This window comes from Marinibaculum pumilum, from assembly GCF_042646425.1.
GTDB classification, from domain to species: Bacteria; Pseudomonadota; Alphaproteobacteria; order Ferrovibrionales; family Ferrovibrionaceae; genus Marinibaculum; species Marinibaculum pumilum.
On sequence record NZ_JBHRTR010000015.1, the window covers coordinates 120,288 to 137,914 of the forward strand.

Annotated in this window: 18 protein-coding genes; 17 read left to right on the plus strand and 1 reads right to left on the minus strand. The window is 70.6% G+C overall.

Annotated elements, in window-relative coordinates; all coding sequences use genetic code 11:
• The 14 genes from ACFOGJ_RS05435 to ACFOGJ_RS05500 all read left to right on the plus strand — a co-directional run.
• The coding region (locus tag ACFOGJ_RS05435; RefSeq protein WP_379898738.1) for an SPOR domain-containing protein at positions 1 to 1,201 on the plus strand (1,201 nt) is incomplete at its 5' end.
• Positions 1,188 to 2,237, plus strand: coding sequence for a beta-N-acetylhexosaminidase (nagZ, locus tag ACFOGJ_RS05440; RefSeq protein WP_379898741.1), 1,050 nt, complete (start codon positions 1,188 to 1,190; stop codon positions 2,235 to 2,237). The genes ACFOGJ_RS05435 and nagZ, both read left to right, overlap by 14 nt.
• A gap of 127 nt (positions 2,238 to 2,364) precedes the next feature.
• Positions 2,365 to 3,240, plus strand: a complete 876-nt coding sequence (locus ACFOGJ_RS05445) for a segregation and condensation protein A (RefSeq protein WP_379898743.1) — start codon at positions 2,365 to 2,367, stop codon at positions 3,238 to 3,240.
• Positions 3,237 to 4,160 carry an SMC-Scp complex subunit ScpB gene (gene scpB / locus ACFOGJ_RS05450; protein WP_379898744.1) on the plus strand — a complete coding sequence of 308 codons (924 nt, stop codon included), beginning with the start codon at positions 3,237 to 3,239 and terminating at the stop codon, positions 4,158 to 4,160. The genes ACFOGJ_RS05445 and scpB overlap by 4 nt, the downstream gene beginning before the upstream one ends.
• Positions 4,157 to 5,347, plus strand: a complete 1,191-nt coding sequence (locus ACFOGJ_RS05455) for an ABC transporter ATP-binding protein (protein WP_379898745.1) — start codon at positions 4,157 to 4,159, stop codon at positions 5,345 to 5,347. The genes scpB and ACFOGJ_RS05455 overlap by 4 nt, the downstream gene beginning before the upstream one ends.
• 91 nt (positions 5,348 to 5,438) lie before the next feature.
• Positions 5,439 to 5,669 carry a twin-arginine translocase TatA/TatE family subunit gene (gene tatA / locus ACFOGJ_RS05460; RefSeq protein WP_379898746.1) on the plus strand — a complete coding sequence of 77 codons (231 nt, stop codon included), beginning with the start codon at positions 5,439 to 5,441 and terminating at the stop codon, positions 5,667 to 5,669.
• A gap of 253 nt (positions 5,670 to 5,922) precedes the next feature.
• Positions 5,923 to 6,645 (plus strand): Sec-independent protein translocase protein TatB, encoded by a 723-nt coding sequence (gene tatB, locus ACFOGJ_RS05465; protein ID WP_379898748.1) that lies wholly within the window; start codon positions 5,923 to 5,925, stop codon positions 6,643 to 6,645.
• Positions 6,646 to 6,694: 49 nt separating this feature from the next.
• Positions 6,695 to 7,528 carry a twin-arginine translocase subunit TatC gene (gene tatC / locus ACFOGJ_RS05470; protein WP_379898749.1) on the plus strand — a complete coding sequence of 278 codons (834 nt, stop codon included), beginning with the start codon at positions 6,695 to 6,697 and terminating at the stop codon, positions 7,526 to 7,528.
• 198 nt (positions 7,529 to 7,726) lie between these two features.
• Positions 7,727 to 9,016, plus strand: coding sequence for a serine--tRNA ligase (gene serS, locus ACFOGJ_RS05475; protein ID WP_379898751.1), 1,290 nt, complete (start codon positions 7,727 to 7,729; stop codon positions 9,014 to 9,016).
• A 62-nt stretch (positions 9,017 to 9,078) separates the two neighbouring features.
• Positions 9,079 to 9,864, plus strand: a complete 786-nt coding sequence (surE, locus tag ACFOGJ_RS05480) for a 5'/3'-nucleotidase SurE (protein WP_379898752.1) — start codon at positions 9,079 to 9,081, stop codon at positions 9,862 to 9,864.
• Complete coding sequence (locus tag ACFOGJ_RS05485; protein WP_379898754.1) at positions 9,861 to 10,508, plus strand: protein-L-isoaspartate(D-aspartate) O-methyltransferase; 648 nt, start codon at positions 9,861 to 9,863, stop codon at positions 10,506 to 10,508. The genes surE and ACFOGJ_RS05485 overlap by 4 nt, the downstream gene beginning before the upstream one ends.
• Positions 10,505 to 11,473, plus strand: coding sequence for a thioesterase family protein (locus tag ACFOGJ_RS05490; RefSeq protein WP_379898756.1), 969 nt, complete (start codon positions 10,505 to 10,507; stop codon positions 11,471 to 11,473). The genes ACFOGJ_RS05485 and ACFOGJ_RS05490 overlap by 4 nt, the downstream gene beginning before the upstream one ends.
• Positions 11,474 to 11,754: 281 nt before the next feature.
• Entirely contained in the window at positions 11,755 to 12,687 is a 933-nt protein-coding gene (locus ACFOGJ_RS05495; protein WP_379898758.1) for a peptidoglycan DD-metalloendopeptidase family protein, read from the plus strand.
• Between the two features lie 50 nt (positions 12,688 to 12,737).
• Positions 12,738 to 13,469, plus strand: a complete 732-nt coding sequence (locus ACFOGJ_RS05500; RefSeq protein WP_379898760.1) for a spermidine synthase — start codon at positions 12,738 to 12,740, stop codon at positions 13,467 to 13,469.
• A gap of 5 nt (positions 13,470 to 13,474) precedes the next feature.
• On the opposite strand, the gene ACFOGJ_RS05505 is transcribed toward ACFOGJ_RS05500, so the two are convergent.
• Complete coding sequence (locus ACFOGJ_RS05505) at positions 13,475 to 14,395, minus strand: ATP-binding protein (protein WP_379898763.1); 921 nt, start codon at positions 14,393 to 14,395, stop codon at positions 13,475 to 13,477.
• A gap of 155 nt (positions 14,396 to 14,550) precedes the next feature.
• On the opposite strand from ACFOGJ_RS05505, the gene yajC reads away from it, so the two are divergent.
• Genes yajC through secF form a run of 3 tightly spaced genes read left to right on the plus strand, consistent with a single transcriptional unit; the run spans position 14,551 to position 17,596 of the window.
• Positions 14,551 to 14,976 (plus strand): preprotein translocase subunit YajC, encoded by a 426-nt coding sequence (gene yajC, locus ACFOGJ_RS05510; protein WP_379898765.1) that lies wholly within the window; start codon positions 14,551 to 14,553, stop codon positions 14,974 to 14,976.
• A 42-nt stretch (positions 14,977 to 15,018) separates the two neighbouring features.
• The gene (gene secD, locus ACFOGJ_RS05515; protein WP_379898767.1) at positions 15,019 to 16,632 is read left to right on the plus strand and encodes a protein translocase subunit SecD; all 1,614 of its coding nucleotides are present in this window, start codon (positions 15,019 to 15,021) and stop codon (positions 16,630 to 16,632) included.
• A 13-nt stretch (positions 16,633 to 16,645) separates the two neighbouring features.
• A complete protein-coding gene (secF, locus tag ACFOGJ_RS05520; RefSeq protein WP_379898769.1) occupies positions 16,646 to 17,596 on the plus strand; it encodes a protein translocase subunit SecF in 951 nt (316 codons plus the stop codon).
• Positions 17,597 to 17,627 lie beyond the last annotated feature (31 nt).

The window sequence follows — 17,627 nt, forward strand, 5'->3', positions numbered from 1 at the left end:
CGGCATGCAGAACGGCCTGATTCCGCTGGGCACACCCGGTGGCGGCGGCAACGGCCAGGTGCCGCTGATCGCGGCCGATGACGGGCCGGTAAAGGTGCGACCCGAGGATCGCGGCGGCATCACCATCCCCGACCAGGACAAGCGGATCTACGACCGGCTCGCCGGCAGCGAGGCGGACCCTTCCGGAGAGGAGCGCATGCTGCCGCCGCCGGAGAGCCCGCTGTCGGACATGCCGAAGGCGCCGGCCGATGGCGGTGACGGGACGGGAACCGATGTCGTGCAGGCACCGGCCGCGCCGGCGGACGATGGCGGCGAGACCCTGGCGCAGGCCGTGGGGGCGGCGCCCGCGCCCGACGGTGGTCCGCTGGCGATGCAGACCGAACCGGAGCCGACCGGCCGGGGGACACCCGTCCAGGAATCGACCGGCTCGGAAACGGTTGGCTCTGAAACGGCAGACGCCGGGAGCGAAGCCACCGGCGGCAGCAGCGCGGATGTCGGCACGGCCGCCGCCGATGCCACGCCCGGGTCGCCGGACGGCATCGAGGAGCTGCTGTCGCCCAGCCGGCAGCCGGTGCCGGACCCTGCACCGCAGACCGCACCGGCGGAAGCCGAAGATGCGGAGACCGGTCCGGCCGATACCGATATCGGCGACAGCGATACGGCAGCACTGCGGGAGGAGGCACCGCCGGCGCCCGGCCAGGAGCCTGTGTTGCAGGACGACGGGCCGGCGGCGCCGGCCGGCGACGAGGCGGCCGACGACGCAAGGGTGGCGGCGCGCCAGCCGGACATCGACAGTTCAGCCCCGGCACCTGCGCCGGAGCGCGAGCAGCTTCTGGCGCCTGCCGATGCGGGGACAGAAGGGCAGGACACCGCCGCGAGCGACATTTCCACCACCGGTACCGCCGCGACCGATGCGGCCCCCGCGGCCGCGGCAGAGAGGGAGATGCCGCCCGGGTCCATCCTGCTGCAGCTCGCCGCCCTGCGCGACGATCAGGGGGCGCGCAGCGAGTGGCGGCGGATCCAGGGGCGCCACAGCCAGGTGCTGGGGCCGATGGCGGCACATTTCGAACGGGTCGACATCCCCGGCAAGGGCATGTTCACCCGCATCCAGGCGGGTCCCTTTGCCAGTGCCGCGGCGGCGGAGAGCGCCTGCGCGAGCCTGAAGGCCGCCGGCCAGGGGTGTTTCGTTGTCCGGCGCTGAAGCGGCGGCCATCGACTGGCCGCGGCGTGCGCCGGCGATCTTCGGCTGCGCCGGACTGCGCCTGAGCCCGGCGGAGCGGGCCTTCTTCGCCGAGACCCTGCCGGTCGGCTTCATCCTGTTCGCCCGCAATGTCGACGAACCGGCACAGGTCGCCGCGCTGGTCGACGCGCTGCGCGACGCGGTGGCCGATCCGGCCGTGCCCGTCTTCATCGACCAGGAAGGCGGCCGGGTCGCCCGGCTGAAGCCCCCGCACTGGCGCGCCGCACCGGCGGCGGCGCGGTTCGGCGACCTGTACGCGCAGGATCCTGCGCGGGCCTGCGCCGCCGCCCGGCTGAACGCGGAGATGATCGCCCGCGAGCTGTCGGCGCTGGGCATCGACGCCGACTGCCTGCCGCTGCTCGACGTCCGGCAGCCGGAGGCCGACAGGGTGATCGGCGACCGGGCCTTCTGCGGCGACCCGGCAGTGGTCGCGGCGCTGGGACGTGCGGTGGCCGAGGGCCTTGCCGCCGGCGGCTGCCAGGGGGTGATCAAGCATCTGCCCGGCCATGGCAGGGCGGGGGTGGACAGCCATCACGGCCTGCCCCGGGTGGATGCCCCGGCGGACCTGCTGGAAGCCGTCGATTTCCCGCCGTTCCGGGCGCTGAACGACTTGCCCTGGGGGATGACCGGCCATCTGGTCTTCACCGCCTACGATGCCGAGCGGCCGGCGACCCAATCGCCGGTGGTGATCGAGCGCGTGATCCGCGGCACGATCGGCTTCGACGGGGTGCTGATGACCGACGATATCGGCATGGGCGCGCTGTCGGGCTCGATGGCGGCACGGAGCACGGCCTCGCTGGCGGCAGGCTGCGACCTGGTGCTGCATTGCTCCGGCAAGCTGCGGGAGATGCAGGAGGTCGCCTCCGCCCTGCCGCCGATGGCCGCCGCCGCCGCCGTCCGGCTGGCCAGGACGCGCACGATGCGACCGTCACCGCCCGCACCCGCCGATTCGGCAGTGGCCGCGCAGGAATTGCAACGACTCCTGGCTTCGGCGTAGAAGGGGCGCCCCGGGGAATACCTGGGGAAAGCGCCCCGGGGGCTGCCGGACATCCGGTGCGACTGCCGATGCGCCTGCCGCCGCCCCCTGCCGCCGCTCTGGCCGCAGGCTGGATGCACAGCCGAGCATGCCTGACCAGACCGATCCCGAGACAAAGCCTGCCGATCCGTCCTTCGCCGAGGACGATCCGCGTGCCGCCAGCCCCGAGGAGGCGGCGCGGGAAGGGATGCTGGTGGTCGACCTGGAGGTCTATGAGGGCCCGCTGGACGTGCTGCTTGCGCTTGCCCGCGACCAGAAGGTCGACCTGCGCCAGGTCTCCATTCTGGCCCTGGCGGAGCAGTACCTGACCTTCGTGCAGGAGGCGAAGCGCCTGCGACTGGACATCGCCGCGGACTATCTGGTGATGGCGGCCTGGCTGGCCTATCTGAAATCCCGCCTGCTGCTGCCGGAGCGCGAAAAGGAGGAAGAGCCGAGCGGCGCCGAGCTGGCCGCACGCCTGGCCCTGCGCCTGCAGCGGCTGGAGGCGATCCGGGAGGCCGCGGCCCGGCTGATGGCGCGGGAGCGGATCGGCGTCGACATGTTCACCCGCGGCATGCCGGAGGGCATCCGCATCGTCCGCCGCTCCGTCTTTGCCTGCGACCTGACCGAGCTGCTGGCCGCCTATGGCGCCCTGCGCGGCAGCCGGGGCAGCAAGGAGCCGCTGACCCTGCGCGCCGCCCGGCAGCGGATCATGTCGATCGAAGATGCGCTGGACCGCCTGGCCGCCATCGTCGGCCAGGTGCCGGAATGGACGGTGCTGGTCTCGTTCCTGCCGAAGGACCTGCTGGACGCGTTCGACCCGCGGTCGGCGATCGCGTCGACCTTCGTGGCGACCCTGGAGATGGCGAAGCAGGGGCGCCTGCAGTTCCAGCAGGCGGAAGCGTTCGGACCCCTTTACGTGCGCGGCGTGCCGCCCGATTTCCGTCGCCCCGGCGACGAGACCGAGCCTGGTGAGGAAGAATGAGCGACGGCCGGAAAGACGAAGCGGCAGAAGATGATGCGACCGCGGAGGATGCCGCCCGAGACTCCGGAAGCGGCGCGGCCGGGGGCGGTGCGGTCCCGGAGGACCATGCAGCGCAGGAGGGCGCCGATCGGGCGGACGACGGGGACGCTGCGGCGCCGGCGCAGCCGGCCAACGATGCCGGCGACATGCTGGATCGCGCCGGGATCGATGCCGAGGGTCCGCGGCCGCCGGCCACCGACCATGTGCGGATCCTGGAGGCGGTCCTGTTCGCGGCGGAGGAGCCGCTGGACGAGGCCAGCCTGAAGGAGCGCCTGCCTGCCGGTGCCAATGTGAAGGCCGTGCTGGCGCGCCTCGCCGACGATTATGCGGAGCGCGGCATCCGGCTGGCCCGGATCGCCGACCGCTGGACCTTCCACACTGCCCCCGACCTGGCGCCGGTGCTGCGGCGCGAGCGCGAGGTGCCGCGCAAGCTGTCCCGCGCCGCGGTCGAGACCCTGGCCGTCATCGCCTATCACCAGCCCGTCACCCGGGCCGAGATCGAGGAGATACGCGGCGTCTCCCTCAGCAAGGGCACCCTGGACGTGCTGCTGCAGTCCGGCTGGGTGCGGCTGCGCGGGCGGCGCAAGGTGCCGGGCCGGCCGGTGACCTATGGCACCAGCGACGAGTTCATGCTGCATTTCGCGCTGGAGAGCCTGGACGACCTGCCCGGCATCGAGGAACTGCGGGCGGCCGGCCTGCTGGATCTCAGCCGCGACGCGGAGCTGGGCTTCCCCGCGCCCGGCGAAGCGCCGCCGGGCGAGGAGGTGGGCCTAGACGACAGCGAGGAGGAGGTTCCGGAACCCGACCCCGAACCTGAGCCTGGGCCCCCACCCGAGACAGGCGCATCGGACGACGACGACGCGGAACCGCGGCAGGGATGATGCCGGCCACGGCCATGCAGCAGGCGAAACCCGCAGCCCTGGCCCTGCAGGGCGTATCGCATAGCTATGGCGGCCGTCTGTCGGTGGAGGGGATCGACCTGGCGGTCGGCGCGGGCGAGATCGTCTGCCTGCTGGGCCCCTCCGGTTGCGGCAAGACGACCATCCTGCGCCTGGCGGCGGGGCTGGAGACGCCCCTGGCGGGCGAGATCCGTATCATGGGCGAACTGGTGGCCCGTGCCGGCCGCGCCACGCCGCCGGAAGACCGGCATGTCGGTCTGGTGTTCCAGGATATCGCCCTGTTCCCGCATCTGGACCTGGTCGACAATGTCGCCTTCGGTCTGCCGCGGTCGGTTCGCGACCGGCGGTCGATCGCCGAACGCTGGTTGGAACGGGTCGATCTGGGCCGGCACCTGCGCGACTGGCCGCATATGCTGTCGGGCGGCGAGCAGCAACGGGCGGCCCTGGCGCGCGCCCTGGCGCCGGAGCCCAGGCTGCTGCTGATGGACGAGCCCTTCTCCAGCCTGGATCCGCATCTGCGGCACCGGATGCGCAGCGAGACCCTGGCGCTGCTGCGGCAGGCCGGCGTGCCGGCGCTGATCGTCACCCATGATGCGGAAGAGGCGATGACCCTGGCCGACCGGGTGGTGGTGATGCGCGCCGGCGCCCTGGTGCAGGACGGCACACCAGACATGCTGTATCGGGCACCTGCCGACATCTTCGCGGCACGGCTGTTCGGCCCGCTGAACGAATGGTCCGGCATCGTCCGCCGCGGCGTCGTCGCCTCGCCGTTCGGCAGCCTGCCGGCGCCGTCGCTGGCGGATGGCCAGCGGGTGCTGGTTGCGCTTCGGGCGGAGGGGGTGCGGCCGCATGCCGCTGGTGCCGCGGTCGCCGGGACTGTGGAGGCCGGCGGGGGCGGTGCGGGGCCCGATGGCCTGCCTGCCACCGTGCGGCAGGTGCGGCCGCTCGGCGCCGACTGCCTGGTGGAGCTCACCGCCCTGGCGGCGGCGCCGGAGGGATCTGGCGAAAGGGAGGGGGCCGTCCCGGGCGGCGCGGCCGCCGGGGCGGCGAAGCAGGGGCTGCTGATGCGCTGCCGCCGGAATGAGGCCCCTGTGGCGGGACAGTCCCTGCACCTGCGGATGCAGGCCGACCTGGCCTTCGTCTTCCCGGCCCCAGCCGAATCAGCTTGACGGCAGACTCATTGCCGTGCCCGATGCGTTCTGCAATGATGCATTGCAACGGCGTTGCGGCGCCTTGGCTCAGTAACGGAGATTAGCCAGCATGGGCATCAGCTTCTGGCAGGTAGCTCTGATCCTGGTTGTGGTGTTGATCGTGTTCGGCGCCGGCAAGCTGCCGCGCGTGATGGGCGACCTCGCTTCCGGGATCAAGAACTTCAAGAAGGGCATGAACGAGCCGGACTCGGTGGATGCCGCCAATGCGAACAAGCAGGTTCGCAGCGACGAGAGCCAGTCTTCGGCTGCCCTGGAGAAGGACAAGGCCGCGCACGGCTGAGCCCGATCGGGCAGCAACCGGTGCGGCCGCGGCCATTCAACCTGCATGGCCCGTCCCACATAGACAGTCAGGCGCCCGTCCGGCCCGTCCGTGTGCCGCACCGCATTTTCGCGGGCGACGGCTGCGGAACGGGCAGGGCGCCGCAGTGACGGGCTGCGACCGGCCCGGCGGTGCGACGGGCGCGGCGGCACGGGCCGCTGACGTCTGGCCGAGGATCCCTGCGGTCGCTCAGAATTCCAGGTTCCCCTAAGCGATGCTCGACATCGGCTGGACAGAAATCGTGGTGGTGGCGGTCGTCACGCTTGTCGTGCTGGGACCGAAGGAACTGCCGCGTGCCCTGAAGACCTTCGGCGCCGTGATGTCGAAGGCCCGCGCCATGGCACGGGAATTCCAGTCCGGCGTGGACGAGATGATTCGCGAGTCGGAGCTGGACGACCTGCGCAAGGACCTGCAGCAGGCCACCCGGCTGGACTTCGACGAGAGCCCGCCCAAGGACAAGCGCATCGATCCCACCTCCGGCGAGACGACACAGCCCGCCCTGCCGGCGGCAGCGCCGGACGCTGAATCGTCCGTGGCGGAGCAGGCCGGAACGGCTGCCGCGGAGGTCCCGTCCGGGTCGCAGATCGCCGGAACGGTCGAGACCGGGACGCCGAAGCCCGACGTCCCGGCGGCCGGGGAGGCAGACGGGCCTGCGCCCGGCGACGTGAAGCAGGTCCCCGCCTCCGGCTATTCCCGTGCCACGCCGGCGGCCGCCGTCTCGGCAGCCGCCGTCGGGACGGATACCGACGAGGCGCCGCCGTTCGGCGCCAACCACTTTGACCGGGACTATGCCGGCGCCGCGGAGGCCCAGGCCATGGACGACTTCCTGCCGCCGGAGGCGGAGCCCGAGGATGCGGCGCCGGCCGGGGTGCGGGACGCGACGCCGGAAGACGGCGCGGACACCCCCACCGGTGCGCCGGCCAGGGTCGCCGGGTGATGGACGCTAGTGGCATGGGCGGCGGGGCAACGGGCCGGGTGAAGCGGCGATGAGCGACGTCACGAAGGACGGCCAGGGGGGCGGCGGCGACCAGGACCCGTTCGAAGCCACCAAGATGCCCCTGATGGATCACGTGGTGGAGCTGCGGAACCGGCTGATGTGGTCGGTCGGAGCGGTGATCATCTGTTTCGTGATCGCCTATATCTTCTCTGCCGAGATCTACGAGTTCCTCACCCAGCCGCTCTACATCGCCTCCGGCGGGCGCGAAGACGTCCGCACGATGATCTTCACCGCGCCGCAGGAAGCCTTCTTCACCTACATCAAGGTGTCGTTCTGGCTGGCGATGTTCATCGCCTTCCCGATGACGGCGACCCAGGTCTGGATGTTCGTGGCGCCCGGCCTCTACAAGCACGAGCGTCAGGCCTTCCTGCCCTTCCTGCTGGCGACCCCGGTCCTGTTCTTCGCCGGCGGCGCGATGGTCTATTTCCTGATCCTGCCGCTGGCGCTGGAGTTCTTCATCGGCTTCCAGACCAATGCGGAGGGACGGATCCCGATCGAGCTGATCCCGAAGGTCAACGAATACCTGTCGCTGGTGATGACCCTGATCTTCGCCTTCGGCCTGGCCTTTCAGTTGCCGGTCCTGCTGACCCTGCTGGCGCGGGTCGGCCTGGTCACCCCTGCGGGGCTGGCGAAGCGCCGGAAATATGCGGTGGTGATCATCATGATCGCGGCGGCGGTCCTGACCCCGCCCGATCCGGTCAGCCAGATCGGTCTCGCCGTGCCGCTCTACCTGCTCTACGAGCTGTCGATCATTTCCGCCCGGATGGCGGAGAAGAAGAAGGCGGAGCGCGAAGCCGCCGAACGGGCCGCGCGCGGGGAGTGAGCCGCGGCGCCCCGGGCCGGCGCGGTCCGGGCCGGCGCGGTCCGGGGCGCCGTCCTGCAGCGAGGATCGCCCTGGCGCCTGTTCTGGACCGCCGGGGGCGAGGCAGCGTATAAGCCCGGCACGACACGCCGCCCGCCGTCGCAAGGCACCGATGGCGCGGTCCGGCCCCGTTTTTCCGACGACGACCCGAAGCAGGCCATGCTGGACATCAAATGGATTCGTGACGATCCCGCGGCGCTGGATCGCGCGCGCGCCAGGCGCGGGCTGCCGCCCGTGGCGGACAGGATCGTCCGCCTCGATACCGAGCGCCGGGAGGTGCAGACCCGCCTGCAGGAGCTGCAGGCGGCCCGCAATACGGCCTCCAAGGAAATCGGCGCCGCCATGAAGGCGGGCGACAAGGATCGCGCCGAGGCCTTGAAGGCGCAGGTGGCGCAGGCGAAGGACGAGATCCAGGCGGCCGAGGAGCGCGAGCGCGCGCTTGCCGCGGACCTGCTGGGCGAGCTGGAGACGCAGCCGAACATCCCCGACGACGACGTGCCCGACGGCCGCGACGAGGCCGACAATGTGGAGATCCGCAAGGTCGGCGATCCGCGGCGCTTCGACTTCCAGGTGCGGGACCATGTCGCGCTGGGCGAGGGCCTGGGCGGCATGGACTTCGAGACCGCGGCCAGGTTGTCGGGTTCCCGCTTCGTGGTGCTGAAGGGCGCGCTGGCGCGGATGGAGCGGGCGCTGGCGCAGTTCATGCTGGACCTTCACACCGGGGAGCATGGCTATACCGAGGTCGTGCCGCCCTATCTGGTCCGCGACGATGCCGCCTACGGCACCGGGCAGCTGCCGAAGTTTTCCGAGGACCTGTTCCGGACCACGAACGACTTCTGGCTGATCCCCACGGCGGAGATGCCGCTGACCAACCTGGTCCGCGACAGCATCCTGGAGGCGGCCGACCTGCCGCTGCGCTTTACCGCCGACACGCCCTGCTTCCGGTCCGAGGCCGGGGCCGCCGGCAAGGACACCCGCGGCATGATCCGCCAGCACCAGTTCCGCAAGGTGGAGATGGTCAGCTTGGTGCAGCCGGAACAGTCCGCCGCGGAACTGCAGCGGATGCTGGGCTGCGCGGAGACCGTGCTGCAGCGCCTCGACCTGCCCTATCGGGTGGTGATGCTGTGCAGCGGCGATATGGGCGCTTCGGCCCGCAAGACCTACGACATCGAGGTCTGGCTGCCGGGACAGGACCGCTACCGCGAGATCTCCAGCTGCTCCAACTGCGGCGACTTCCAGGCCCGCCGCATGGCGGCGCGCTATCGCCCGGAGCCGGAGGCACGGCACACCGCCTTCCTGCACAGCCTGAACGGGTCCGGCCTGGCCGTGGGGCGGACCCTGATCGCGATCCTGGAGAACTACCAGGACGCGGACGGCGGCGTGGCGGTGCCGGCGGCGCTGCAGCCCTATATGGGCGGCCTGCAGCGCCTGGCGCCGGCGGGCGGCTGAAGGCAGCGTCGGAAGGCCGGCGGCACGGGTCGCGGCGGCATCGCATCGGGGGAGATCATCGCTTGAGGATCCTGGTCACCAACGACGACGGCATCCATGCGCCGGGCCTGAAGACCCTGGAGAAGATCGCCAAGGAACTCACCCGCGACGTCTGGGTGGTCGCGCCGGAATCGGAGCAGTCCGGTTCCTCGCACTCGCTGACGATCCACCTGCCACTGCGGGTCCGCCGGCTGTCGGCGCGGCGCTTCGCGGTCAGCGGTACGCCGACGGACTGCGTCGCGATGGGTGTCCACCAGGTGATCCCGGGCCGCAAGCCCGACCTCGTCCTGTCCGGGGTCAACCGCGGCACCAACATGGGCGACGACGTGACCTATTCGGGGACGATCGCGGCGGCGATGGAAGGCTGCCTGCTGAAGATCCCGTCGGTGGCGCTGAGCCAGATGGTGAAGCCGGGCCAGTCGGTGAAGTGGGCGACCGCCGCCCATCATGCGCCGCCGGTGCTGCGGGCGCTGCTGAAGGAAGGCTGGCCCGAGGGGGTGCTCATGAACGTCAACTTCCCCGACGTCCTGCACACCAAGGTGACCGGCGTCGAGGTTTGTCCGCAGGGCGAGCGGGACTATTCCGACATGGTCATCGACGAGCGCACGGACGCCCGTGGCAACCTCTACTACTGGCTCGGCTTCCGCCGGGTGACGGGCGAGCCGCAGGCGCGCACCGACCTGGCGCAGGTCTGGGGCGGCGGCATCGCGGTCACGCCGCTGCAGCTCAACCTCACCCACCGGGGCACCATGCGCAGCCTGAAGAAGGCGTTCGAGAACAAGAACTTCGGGGATATCGCGTCGGAATGAGCGACCAGGCGCACAAGATCCGCCTGATCATGGAGCTGCGGCGCAGCGGCATCACCGACACGCAGGTGCTGTCGGCGGTGGAGCGGGTGCCGCGGGAACTGTTCGTGCCCGACACCTTCGGCGACCGCGCCTACGACAATATCGCCTTGCCGATCGACCAGGGGCAGACCATCAGCCAGCCCTACGTGGTCGCCTACATGACCCAGGTGCTGGAGCTGTTCCCCCGCGCCAAGGTACTGGAGATCGGCACCGGCTCCGGCTACCAGGCGGCGGTGCTGTCGCCGCTCTGCCGCCGGGTCTTCACGGTGGAGCGGTTCCGGTCGCTGTCGCGCCGGGCGGAGGAACGGTTCCGCGCGCTGGGCCTGACCAACATCGTGACCCGGGTCGGCGACGGCATGCTGGGCTGGCCAGAGCAGGCGCCGTTCGACCGCATCATGGTCACCGCCGCGGCGGCCGACGAGGTGCCGCAGGCCCTGAAGGAGCAGCTGCGCGACAATGGCGGCATCCTTGTGGTGCCGGTCGGGGACGGTGTTGCACAGGAAATCGTGAAGGTGCGCCGCAACGGCGACACGTTCGAGGAAAGCCGCATGCTGCCGGTGCGCTTCGTGCCGCTGGTCAAGGGCGTGGCGGAGGAGAAGCGGTGAACGGAGAGGCGATGGCGGCGGAAGCGGCGGCGGAACCGGTCGAGGCAAGCCTGACGGAGCGCTACCTGGGCAGCGTCCAGACCTGGGAATGCGACACGATGGGCCACATGAACGTGCAGTTCTACTGCGCGAAGGCCTGGGAGGCGGAGCAGGGGCTGTTCGCGGACCTCGGCCTGGGCCGCCGGGCGCGCGGTGCCAGGGGCCTGACCCTTCGGATGACCGACCAGCATATCCGCTTCCACAAGGAGCTCCGCGCCGGCACACCGTTCCGGGTCGCCAGCGGCATTGCCGCGATCGCGCCGGACGGCCTGCGGATCTATCACGAGCTGCAGCCGGTGGTGGGCGGCGGCGTGGCCACCACCCTGACCAACGAGATCCGGCTCGCCGACCGGAACGATCCGAACCGTAGCCTGGCCCTGCCGGACGAGGTGCTGCGCGGGGCAGAGGCGTTCCGCACGGCCGTGCCGGCGCATGGCCGGGCGCGCGGCCTGGACCTGGGCGATGCGCGGCCGGCGCCGCGGCTCGACGACCCGCTGGTCGCGAAGATGGTGCCGATGCAGCGTGGCGCGGTGATGCCGCACGAATGCGACGAGGCCGGGCTGCTGCGCCCGCAGGGGGTCATGGGGCGGTTCTCCGACGGGATTCCCGCGCTGCTGGGCAACATGTTGGGCTGGGACCGCTCGTCCGACCCCGATTCGGGTGGCGCGGCGCTGGAATACCGCATCGTCGTGCGCCGGCCGGCGATGGCCGGCGACGTGCTCTGCTGTTTCTCCGGCATCGTCTCGATCTCCGGCAAGCCCTATACCTGGGCGCACTGGATGTTCGATGCCGAGAGCGGCGAGGCGGTGGCGACGGCGATCAATGTCGGCGTGCATATGGACCTGCGCAGCCGGCGGGCGACGCCGCTGCCGGAGCCGATGCGCGGCGCCTTCGAAGCCCATATCGTCGACGGCCTGTCGGTCTGACAGGCCGCTCGCGGCGCGCGCGGGCCAACGCAGGACCTTGACGCCACAGGCGGCTTCCTGCATGAGAATCGGGTAGTGTCGATTCGGGGGCCGGCCGGTGCCGTGCCCCGCATTGCGGAGTGACAGGCTTGGCCGGCACGATCCGCACCTGCGCCGGTGGCGGCGGCAGCGGGGATCGTCGGCAGTTTCCGGGGGTGGCAGGCGCAGTCCGGGCAGGACTGGCGCTTGCTTTGCTGTGTCTGCTCCCGGCCTGCGCCATGAAAATGGATCCGCCGGAATGGATGCGAATCGGCAAGTATTCCGACAGCGCCACCGGCGGCGGTGCCGGCCGCGGCACGCGCCCGGGCAGCGTCGTCGTGCAGTCGGGCGATTCCGTCTCCATCATCGCGGCGCGCTACGGCCTCGACACCCGCGAGATCATCGTCGCGAACAACCTGTCGCCGCCCTACACCATCTATCCCGGACAGCGCCTGCACCTGCCGCAGCCGAAGCTCTACGTAGTCGAAGGCGGCGATACCCTTTCGGGCATCGCCGCCGGCCTGGGGGTGGAGATGGCGGCGCTGGCGGCCCGCAACGGCCTGCGCGCGCCCTATCGGATCTATCCCGGGCAGGCCCTAGAAGTGCCTGACGGGCGTGCGATCCGGACGGTCGCTGCGGCGCCTGCGCGGGCCGCGGCCGATGCGTCCCTGCCGTCCGCCCGCCGCGCCGCGAGCCCGGCGCCCCGCGCCGCCGGCAATCCGGCCCCGGCAGCGAAGCCGGCCCCGGCGCCGGCGCCGCGCAAGGCGGTCGCCGCGCCGCCGCCGCGGTCGGGCAAGCCGTTCGGCTGGCCGCTGACGGGGCAGATCCTGTCGCGCTTCGGGCCGAAGGAAGGCGGCCTGCAGAACGACGGCATCAACATCGCGGCCCGGTCCGGCGACCCGGTGCGGGCCGCCGACAACGGCGTGGTGGTCTATTCCGGCAACGAACTGGCGGGCTTCGGCAATCTGCTGCTGCTGCGGCACGGCGACGGCTGGGTGACCGCCTATGCGCATAACGAGCGGCTGCTGGTGAAGCGCGGCGACACGGTCAATCGCGGCCAGATCATCGCGCGGGCGGGCCGCACCGGCAGCGTCTCCTCGCCGCAGCTGCATTTCGAGATCCGCCAGGGGCGGCAGGCGGTGGACCCGCTGGACCACCTGCCGCGCATGACCGCCATGCAGACCGCCGCCAACTGACAGCGCCGGGCCCGGTAGCGCCGGGCATTCAATGCGAGGGGAGGGGGCGGTTGCCGCTGTTCGAGGAACTGGACTATCGGCCCACGGCGATGGGGACACTGAGCCTGCGCCGCCGGCGCGAGCCGCGTTTCGACGTCGACGTGCTGGAGATCAAGCTCGACGACGAATTCCTGATGTCGAGCCTGTTCACCGATGGCGAAGTCGCGCTGGCGGACCTGGCGCTGAACGCACATGGCGCGGGCGATCCGGCCGACAGCGACCTCGCGGTCGCCGTCGGCGGCCTCGGGCTGGGCTATACGGCGCGGGCAGCCCTGGACCATCCGGCGGTATCCGGCCTGCTTGTGGTGGAGGCGGCGCCTGAGGTCGTCGACTGGCACCGCCAGGGCCTGCTGCCGCTGGGGGCCCGGCTGGTGGCCGATCGCCGCTGCCGCATCGTGACCGGCGACTTCTTCGCCCTGGCGGCGTCAGCGGACGGCTTCGACCCGCAGCAGCCGGGGCGGCGCTTCGATGCCATCCTGCTCGATATCGATCATTCGCCGTCGGCCGTCCTGCAGGATGCCCATGGCCGCTTCTATTCGGTGCACGGCCTGGCGGGACTGGGCCGGCACCTGCGACCCGGCGGCATCTTCGGGCTCTGGTCGAACGAGCGCCCGGACCCCGACTTCCTTGAGCGTCTGGCACAGACGTTCGACTGGTCGGAGGCGCACGAGGTGCCGGTACATGACCCGCATGGCGGGCTTGCGGGGCGCAACACCATCTACCTGGCGCGCGACCCCCGCTAGCAGGATCAGGCGCCGTCGCGGAAGCCCAGCGGCTGACCCAGCCGGCCGGCCAGGTCCTGGATGAACTGCCATGCGACCCGGCCGGAGCGGGCGCCGCGGGTGGTGGCCCATTCCAGGCCCTCCCGGCGCAGCTGTTCATCGTCCACCTGCAGGCCGCAGGCATCGGCATAGCCGCGCAGCATCTCCAGGAAGTCCTGCTGGCTGCAATTGTGGAAACCGAGCCAGAGGCCGAAGCGGTCGGACAAAGAGACCTTCTCCTCCACCGCCTCGGACGGGTTGATCGCCGTCGACTGCTCGTTCTCCACCATGTCGCGGGGCATCAGGTGGCGGCGGTTGGAGGTGGCATAGAACAGCACGTTGGTCGGCCGCCCCTCGATGCCGCCTTCCAGCACCGCCTTCAGCGACTTGTAGCTGGTATCGTCATGGTCGAAGGACAGGTCGTCGCAGAACAGCAGGCTGCGCCGCGGCTGTGCGCGCAGGCCGCGCAGCAGGTCCGGCAGGTGGGCGATATCCTCGCGATGGATCTCGATCAGGGCCAGGCGGGCCGCCGGATCCGTGCCGCGGGCGCGATTCACCTCCGCATGCACGGCCTTCACCAGCGAACTCTTGCCCATGCCGCGTGCGCCCCAGAGCAGGGCATTGTTGGCCGGCAGCCCGTCGGCGAAGCGCCGGGTATTGCCCAGCAGCAGCTCCACCTGGTGGCCGATGCCCTTCAGCAGCGGCAGCGGCACGCGGGAGACGTCGGGGACCGGCTCCAGCGCCGCCGCATCGGCCTGCCAGACGAAGGCATCCGCGCCGCCCAGGTCGGGTGCCCGCCGCGGCGGCGGGGCCAGCCGCTCCAGCGCTGCCGCGATCCGTTCGAGGACCGGAAGCAGGGCCGGCGCATTGGCCGCGTCGTCGGGCGGAAGGGCGGTGCGATCGGACATTCTGGTCTCCGGGCGGATGATCTGGTAGGGCGGCGGGGAAGGATCTGCTGCCGCGGGGGCTGATGTGCCGGAATGCCTTGCGCATTGCAATGACGGCAAGCATGTCTATAGTCCGCGCACTTTCATGCCCTCCCAAAGAATGACGGCCTAGAACGATGGAGCAACTGATGCTGGTCTCGCCGGCCTATGCGCAGTCGGCCGGGGGCGGGGGCCAGGGGGATTTCATCCTCCAGCTTCTGCCGCTGGTGCTGATTTTCGTGGTGTTCTATTTCCTGCTGATCCGGCCCCAGCAGAAGAAAATGAAGGCCCATCGCGAGATGGTCGGCAATGTCAGCCGCGGCGACACGGTGGTGACCGCCGGCGGCATCGTCGGCAAGGTCGTCAAGGTGGTCGATGAAAACTACGCCCAGGTCGAGATTGCCGAGAATGTGCGGATCAAGGTGGTGAAGAGCACCATCTCCGACGTGCAGGCGAAGGGCACGCCCAAGGGCGAGGGCGGCGAGTCCGCCCCGGCGAAGCCGGCGGGCGAGGGCGACGCCGCCGCGAAGCCGGGCAACTTCCTTTCCCGATTCAAGAAGTAGGAGCGCCGCGACCCGCCTGCGGGCGGGCCGGCACCGACTGACATGCTGCGATTTGCGCCCTGGAAACTGGCCCTCATCGGCCTGATCTGCCTGCTTGGGCTGGTCTTCGCCGCGCCGAACCTGCTGACGCGGGAGGAGGTGGCGGAGCTGCCGTCATGGCTGCCCAACCAGCAGATCAATCTCGGCCTCGACCTGCGCGGCGGCTCCTACCTGCTGCTTGAGGTCGATACCGACGCGGTGGTCGAGGAACGGCTGCAGAACCTGCTCGAATCCGCCCGCACCACCCTGCGGGAGGACCGCATCGGCTATACCCAGCTGGCGGTCGAAGGCGGCCAGGTTGTGATCCGGCTGCGCAACCCGGAGCAGATGCAGGTCGCCTTCGAGAAGCTGGAGGCCCTGGCCGAACCCGTCAGCAGCTCCTTGCTGGGCGGCGGCGCCTCCGACATCACCGTCGACGCGAACGAGGCCGATGGCGTCGTGCGCATCGGCCTGACCGAGGAGAGCATCCAGGGCCGGGTGCAGCGGGCCGTCGGCCAGTCGATCGAGATCGTGCGCCGGCGCCTGGACGAGACCGGCGTGGTGGAGCCCACCATCCAGCGCCAGGGGGCGGACCGCGTCCTGGTGCAGCTGCCCGGCATCGACAATCCGGAGCGCATCAAGGACCTGCTGGGCAAGACCGCCAAGATGACCTTCCATCTGGTGCGCGGCATCGTCAGTTCGGAGGACGACCGCGCCCCGCCCGGCACGATGATCGTTCCCTCCGCCTACCAGCTCGACGCGACCGGCCAGCCCCTGCGCTACATCGTCAGCCGCAAGGTCGAGGTCTCGGGCGAGAACCTGTCGAACGCCACCGCGGGCACCGACCAGCGCAGCGGCGGCCCGGCCGTGTTCTTCAACTTCGACACCGCGGGCACCCGGAAGTTCGCCCGGGTGACGCAGGACAATGTGGGCCGGCCCTTCGCGATCATCCTGGACGACGAGGTGATCACCGCGCCCAACATCCGGGAGCCGATCCTGGGCGGCAGCGGCCAGATCAGCGGCGGCTTCACCTTCCAGGAAGCCAGCGACCTTGCCGTGCTGCTGCGCGCCGGCGCCCTGCCGGCGCCGCTGGAAGTGGTGGAGGAACGGACGGTCGGGCCGGACCTTGGGGCCGACGCCATCGCCGCGGGCGAATTCGCGACCCTGATCGGCGGCGTCGCGGTGATCGTCTACATGGTGGTCATGTACGGGCTGTTCGGGGTGTTTTCCGCCCTGGCGCTGATCGTGAACCTGATCCTGATCATCGGCGCGCTGTCGCTGATGCAGGCGACCCTGACCCTGCCCGGCATTGCTGGCATCCTGCTGACCATCGGCATGGCCGTGGACTCCGCGGTACTGATCTTCGAGCGGGTCCGCGAGGAGGCGCGCCTCGGCAAGGCGCCGATTTCGGCGATGGATGCTGGTTTCTCCCGCGCCTTCGGCACGATCATGGACAGCCAGATCACCACCCTGCTGGCGATGCTGCTGCTGTTCGCCTTCGGATCGGGGCCGGTGCGCGGCTTCTCGGTGACGATCAGCATCGGCATCGTCACCTCGCTGTTCACGTCGATCTGGCTCCTGCGCCTGTTCATGGTCACCTGGCTGCGCAGTCGCCGGCCGACCGCACTGCCGGTCTGAGAGGAGAGCGGTCATGGCACTCGTGCGGCTGATCCCCGACGACACCAACATCCCCTTCATGGCCCTGCGCAGGGTCGGCCCGATCCTGGCCGGCCTGATGGCCCTGACCTCGGTCATCCTGTTCTTCGTTCCCGGCCTGAACTATGGCATCGACTTCCGCGGCGGCATCGTGGTGGAGGTGCGGACCGACGGGCCCGCCGACTTCCCGGCGATGCGCTCCGAACTGACCGGACTGGGCCTGGGCGATGTCGCGCTGCAGCAGTTCGGCTCCCCCAGCGAGGTGCTGATCCGGGTCGAGTCGCAGGACGGCAAGCCCGGCGGCCAGCAGGCCGCGGTGGAGGCCATCCGCACGATGCTGGAGGCGGAGTTCCCCGGCTCCGACATCCGCCGCGTCGAATCCGTCGGCGCGGAGGTCTCCGACGAACTGTTCGTGGACGGGCTGACGGCCCTTGCCTTCGCCTTCGTGGCGATGCTGGTCTACATCTGGTTCCGCTTCGAATGGCAGTTCGCCGTCGCCGCCGTCGGCACCCTGGTCCTGGATGCGCTGATCGGCGTCGGCTTCTTCGCGGTCACCACATTGCCGTTCAACCTCAGCTCGGTCGCGGCCCTGCTGACGATCATCGGCTATTCGATCAACGACAAGGTGGTGGTGTTCGACCGGGTGCGGGAGAACCTGCGCAAGTACAAGACGATGCCGCTCGACGAACTGCTGAACAAGAGCATCAACGATACCCTGACCCGCACCATCGCCACCTCGCTGACGACCTTCATCGCGATCGCGCCGCTGGCGGTCCTGGGCGGCGAATCGGTCTCCGGCTTTGCCGACGCGATGATGTTCGGCATCGTGATCGGCACCCTGTCGTCGATCTTCGTCGCATCGCCGCTGGTCTACATGCTCGGCGATGAGCAACTGCGGCGCGGCGTGCAGAAGGAAGCCGATGCCGAGGTGCAGGCCCGCCCCTGATCGGGGCCGGGCGGGGAGGCGAGAGGCGGCA

What these genes read in the sequence shown, in the direction of transcription:
- ACFOGJ_RS05445 (WP_379898743.1), top strand. Translation starts at nt 2,365, where the DNA reads ATGCCTGACCAGACCGATCCCGAGACAAAGCCTGCCGATCCGTCCTTC.
- scpB (WP_379898744.1), top strand. Translation starts at nt 3,237, where the DNA reads ATGAGCGACGGCCGGAAAGACGAAGCGGCAGAAGATGATGCGACCGCG.
- ACFOGJ_RS05455 (WP_379898745.1), top strand. Translation starts at nt 4,157, where the DNA reads ATGATGCCGGCCACGGCCATGCAGCAGGCGAAACCCGCAGCCCTGGCC.
- tatA (WP_379898746.1), top strand. Translation starts at nt 5,439, where the DNA reads ATGGGCATCAGCTTCTGGCAGGTAGCTCTGATCCTGGTTGTGGTGTTG.
- tatB (WP_379898748.1), top strand. Translation starts at nt 5,923, where the DNA reads ATGCTCGACATCGGCTGGACAGAAATCGTGGTGGTGGCGGTCGTCACG.
- tatC (WP_379898749.1), top strand. Translation starts at nt 6,695, where the DNA reads ATGAGCGACGTCACGAAGGACGGCCAGGGGGGCGGCGGCGACCAGGAC.
- serS (WP_379898751.1), top strand. Translation starts at nt 7,727, where the DNA reads ATGCTGGACATCAAATGGATTCGTGACGATCCCGCGGCGCTGGATCGC.
- ACFOGJ_RS05485 (WP_379898754.1), top strand. Translation starts at nt 9,861, where the DNA reads ATGAGCGACCAGGCGCACAAGATCCGCCTGATCATGGAGCTGCGGCGC.
- ACFOGJ_RS05495 (WP_379898758.1), top strand. Translation starts at nt 11,755, where the DNA reads ATGCGAATCGGCAAGTATTCCGACAGCGCCACCGGCGGCGGTGCCGGC.
- ACFOGJ_RS05505 (WP_379898763.1), bottom strand. Translation starts at nt 14,395, where the DNA reads ATGTCCGATCGCACCGCCCTTCCGCCCGACGACGCGGCCAATGCGCCG.
- yajC (WP_379898765.1), top strand. Translation starts at nt 14,551, where the DNA reads ATGGAGCAACTGATGCTGGTCTCGCCGGCCTATGCGCAGTCGGCCGGG.
- secD (WP_379898767.1), top strand. Translation starts at nt 15,019, where the DNA reads ATGCTGCGATTTGCGCCCTGGAAACTGGCCCTCATCGGCCTGATCTGC.
- secF (WP_379898769.1), top strand. Translation starts at nt 16,646, where the DNA reads ATGGCACTCGTGCGGCTGATCCCCGACGACACCAACATCCCCTTCATG.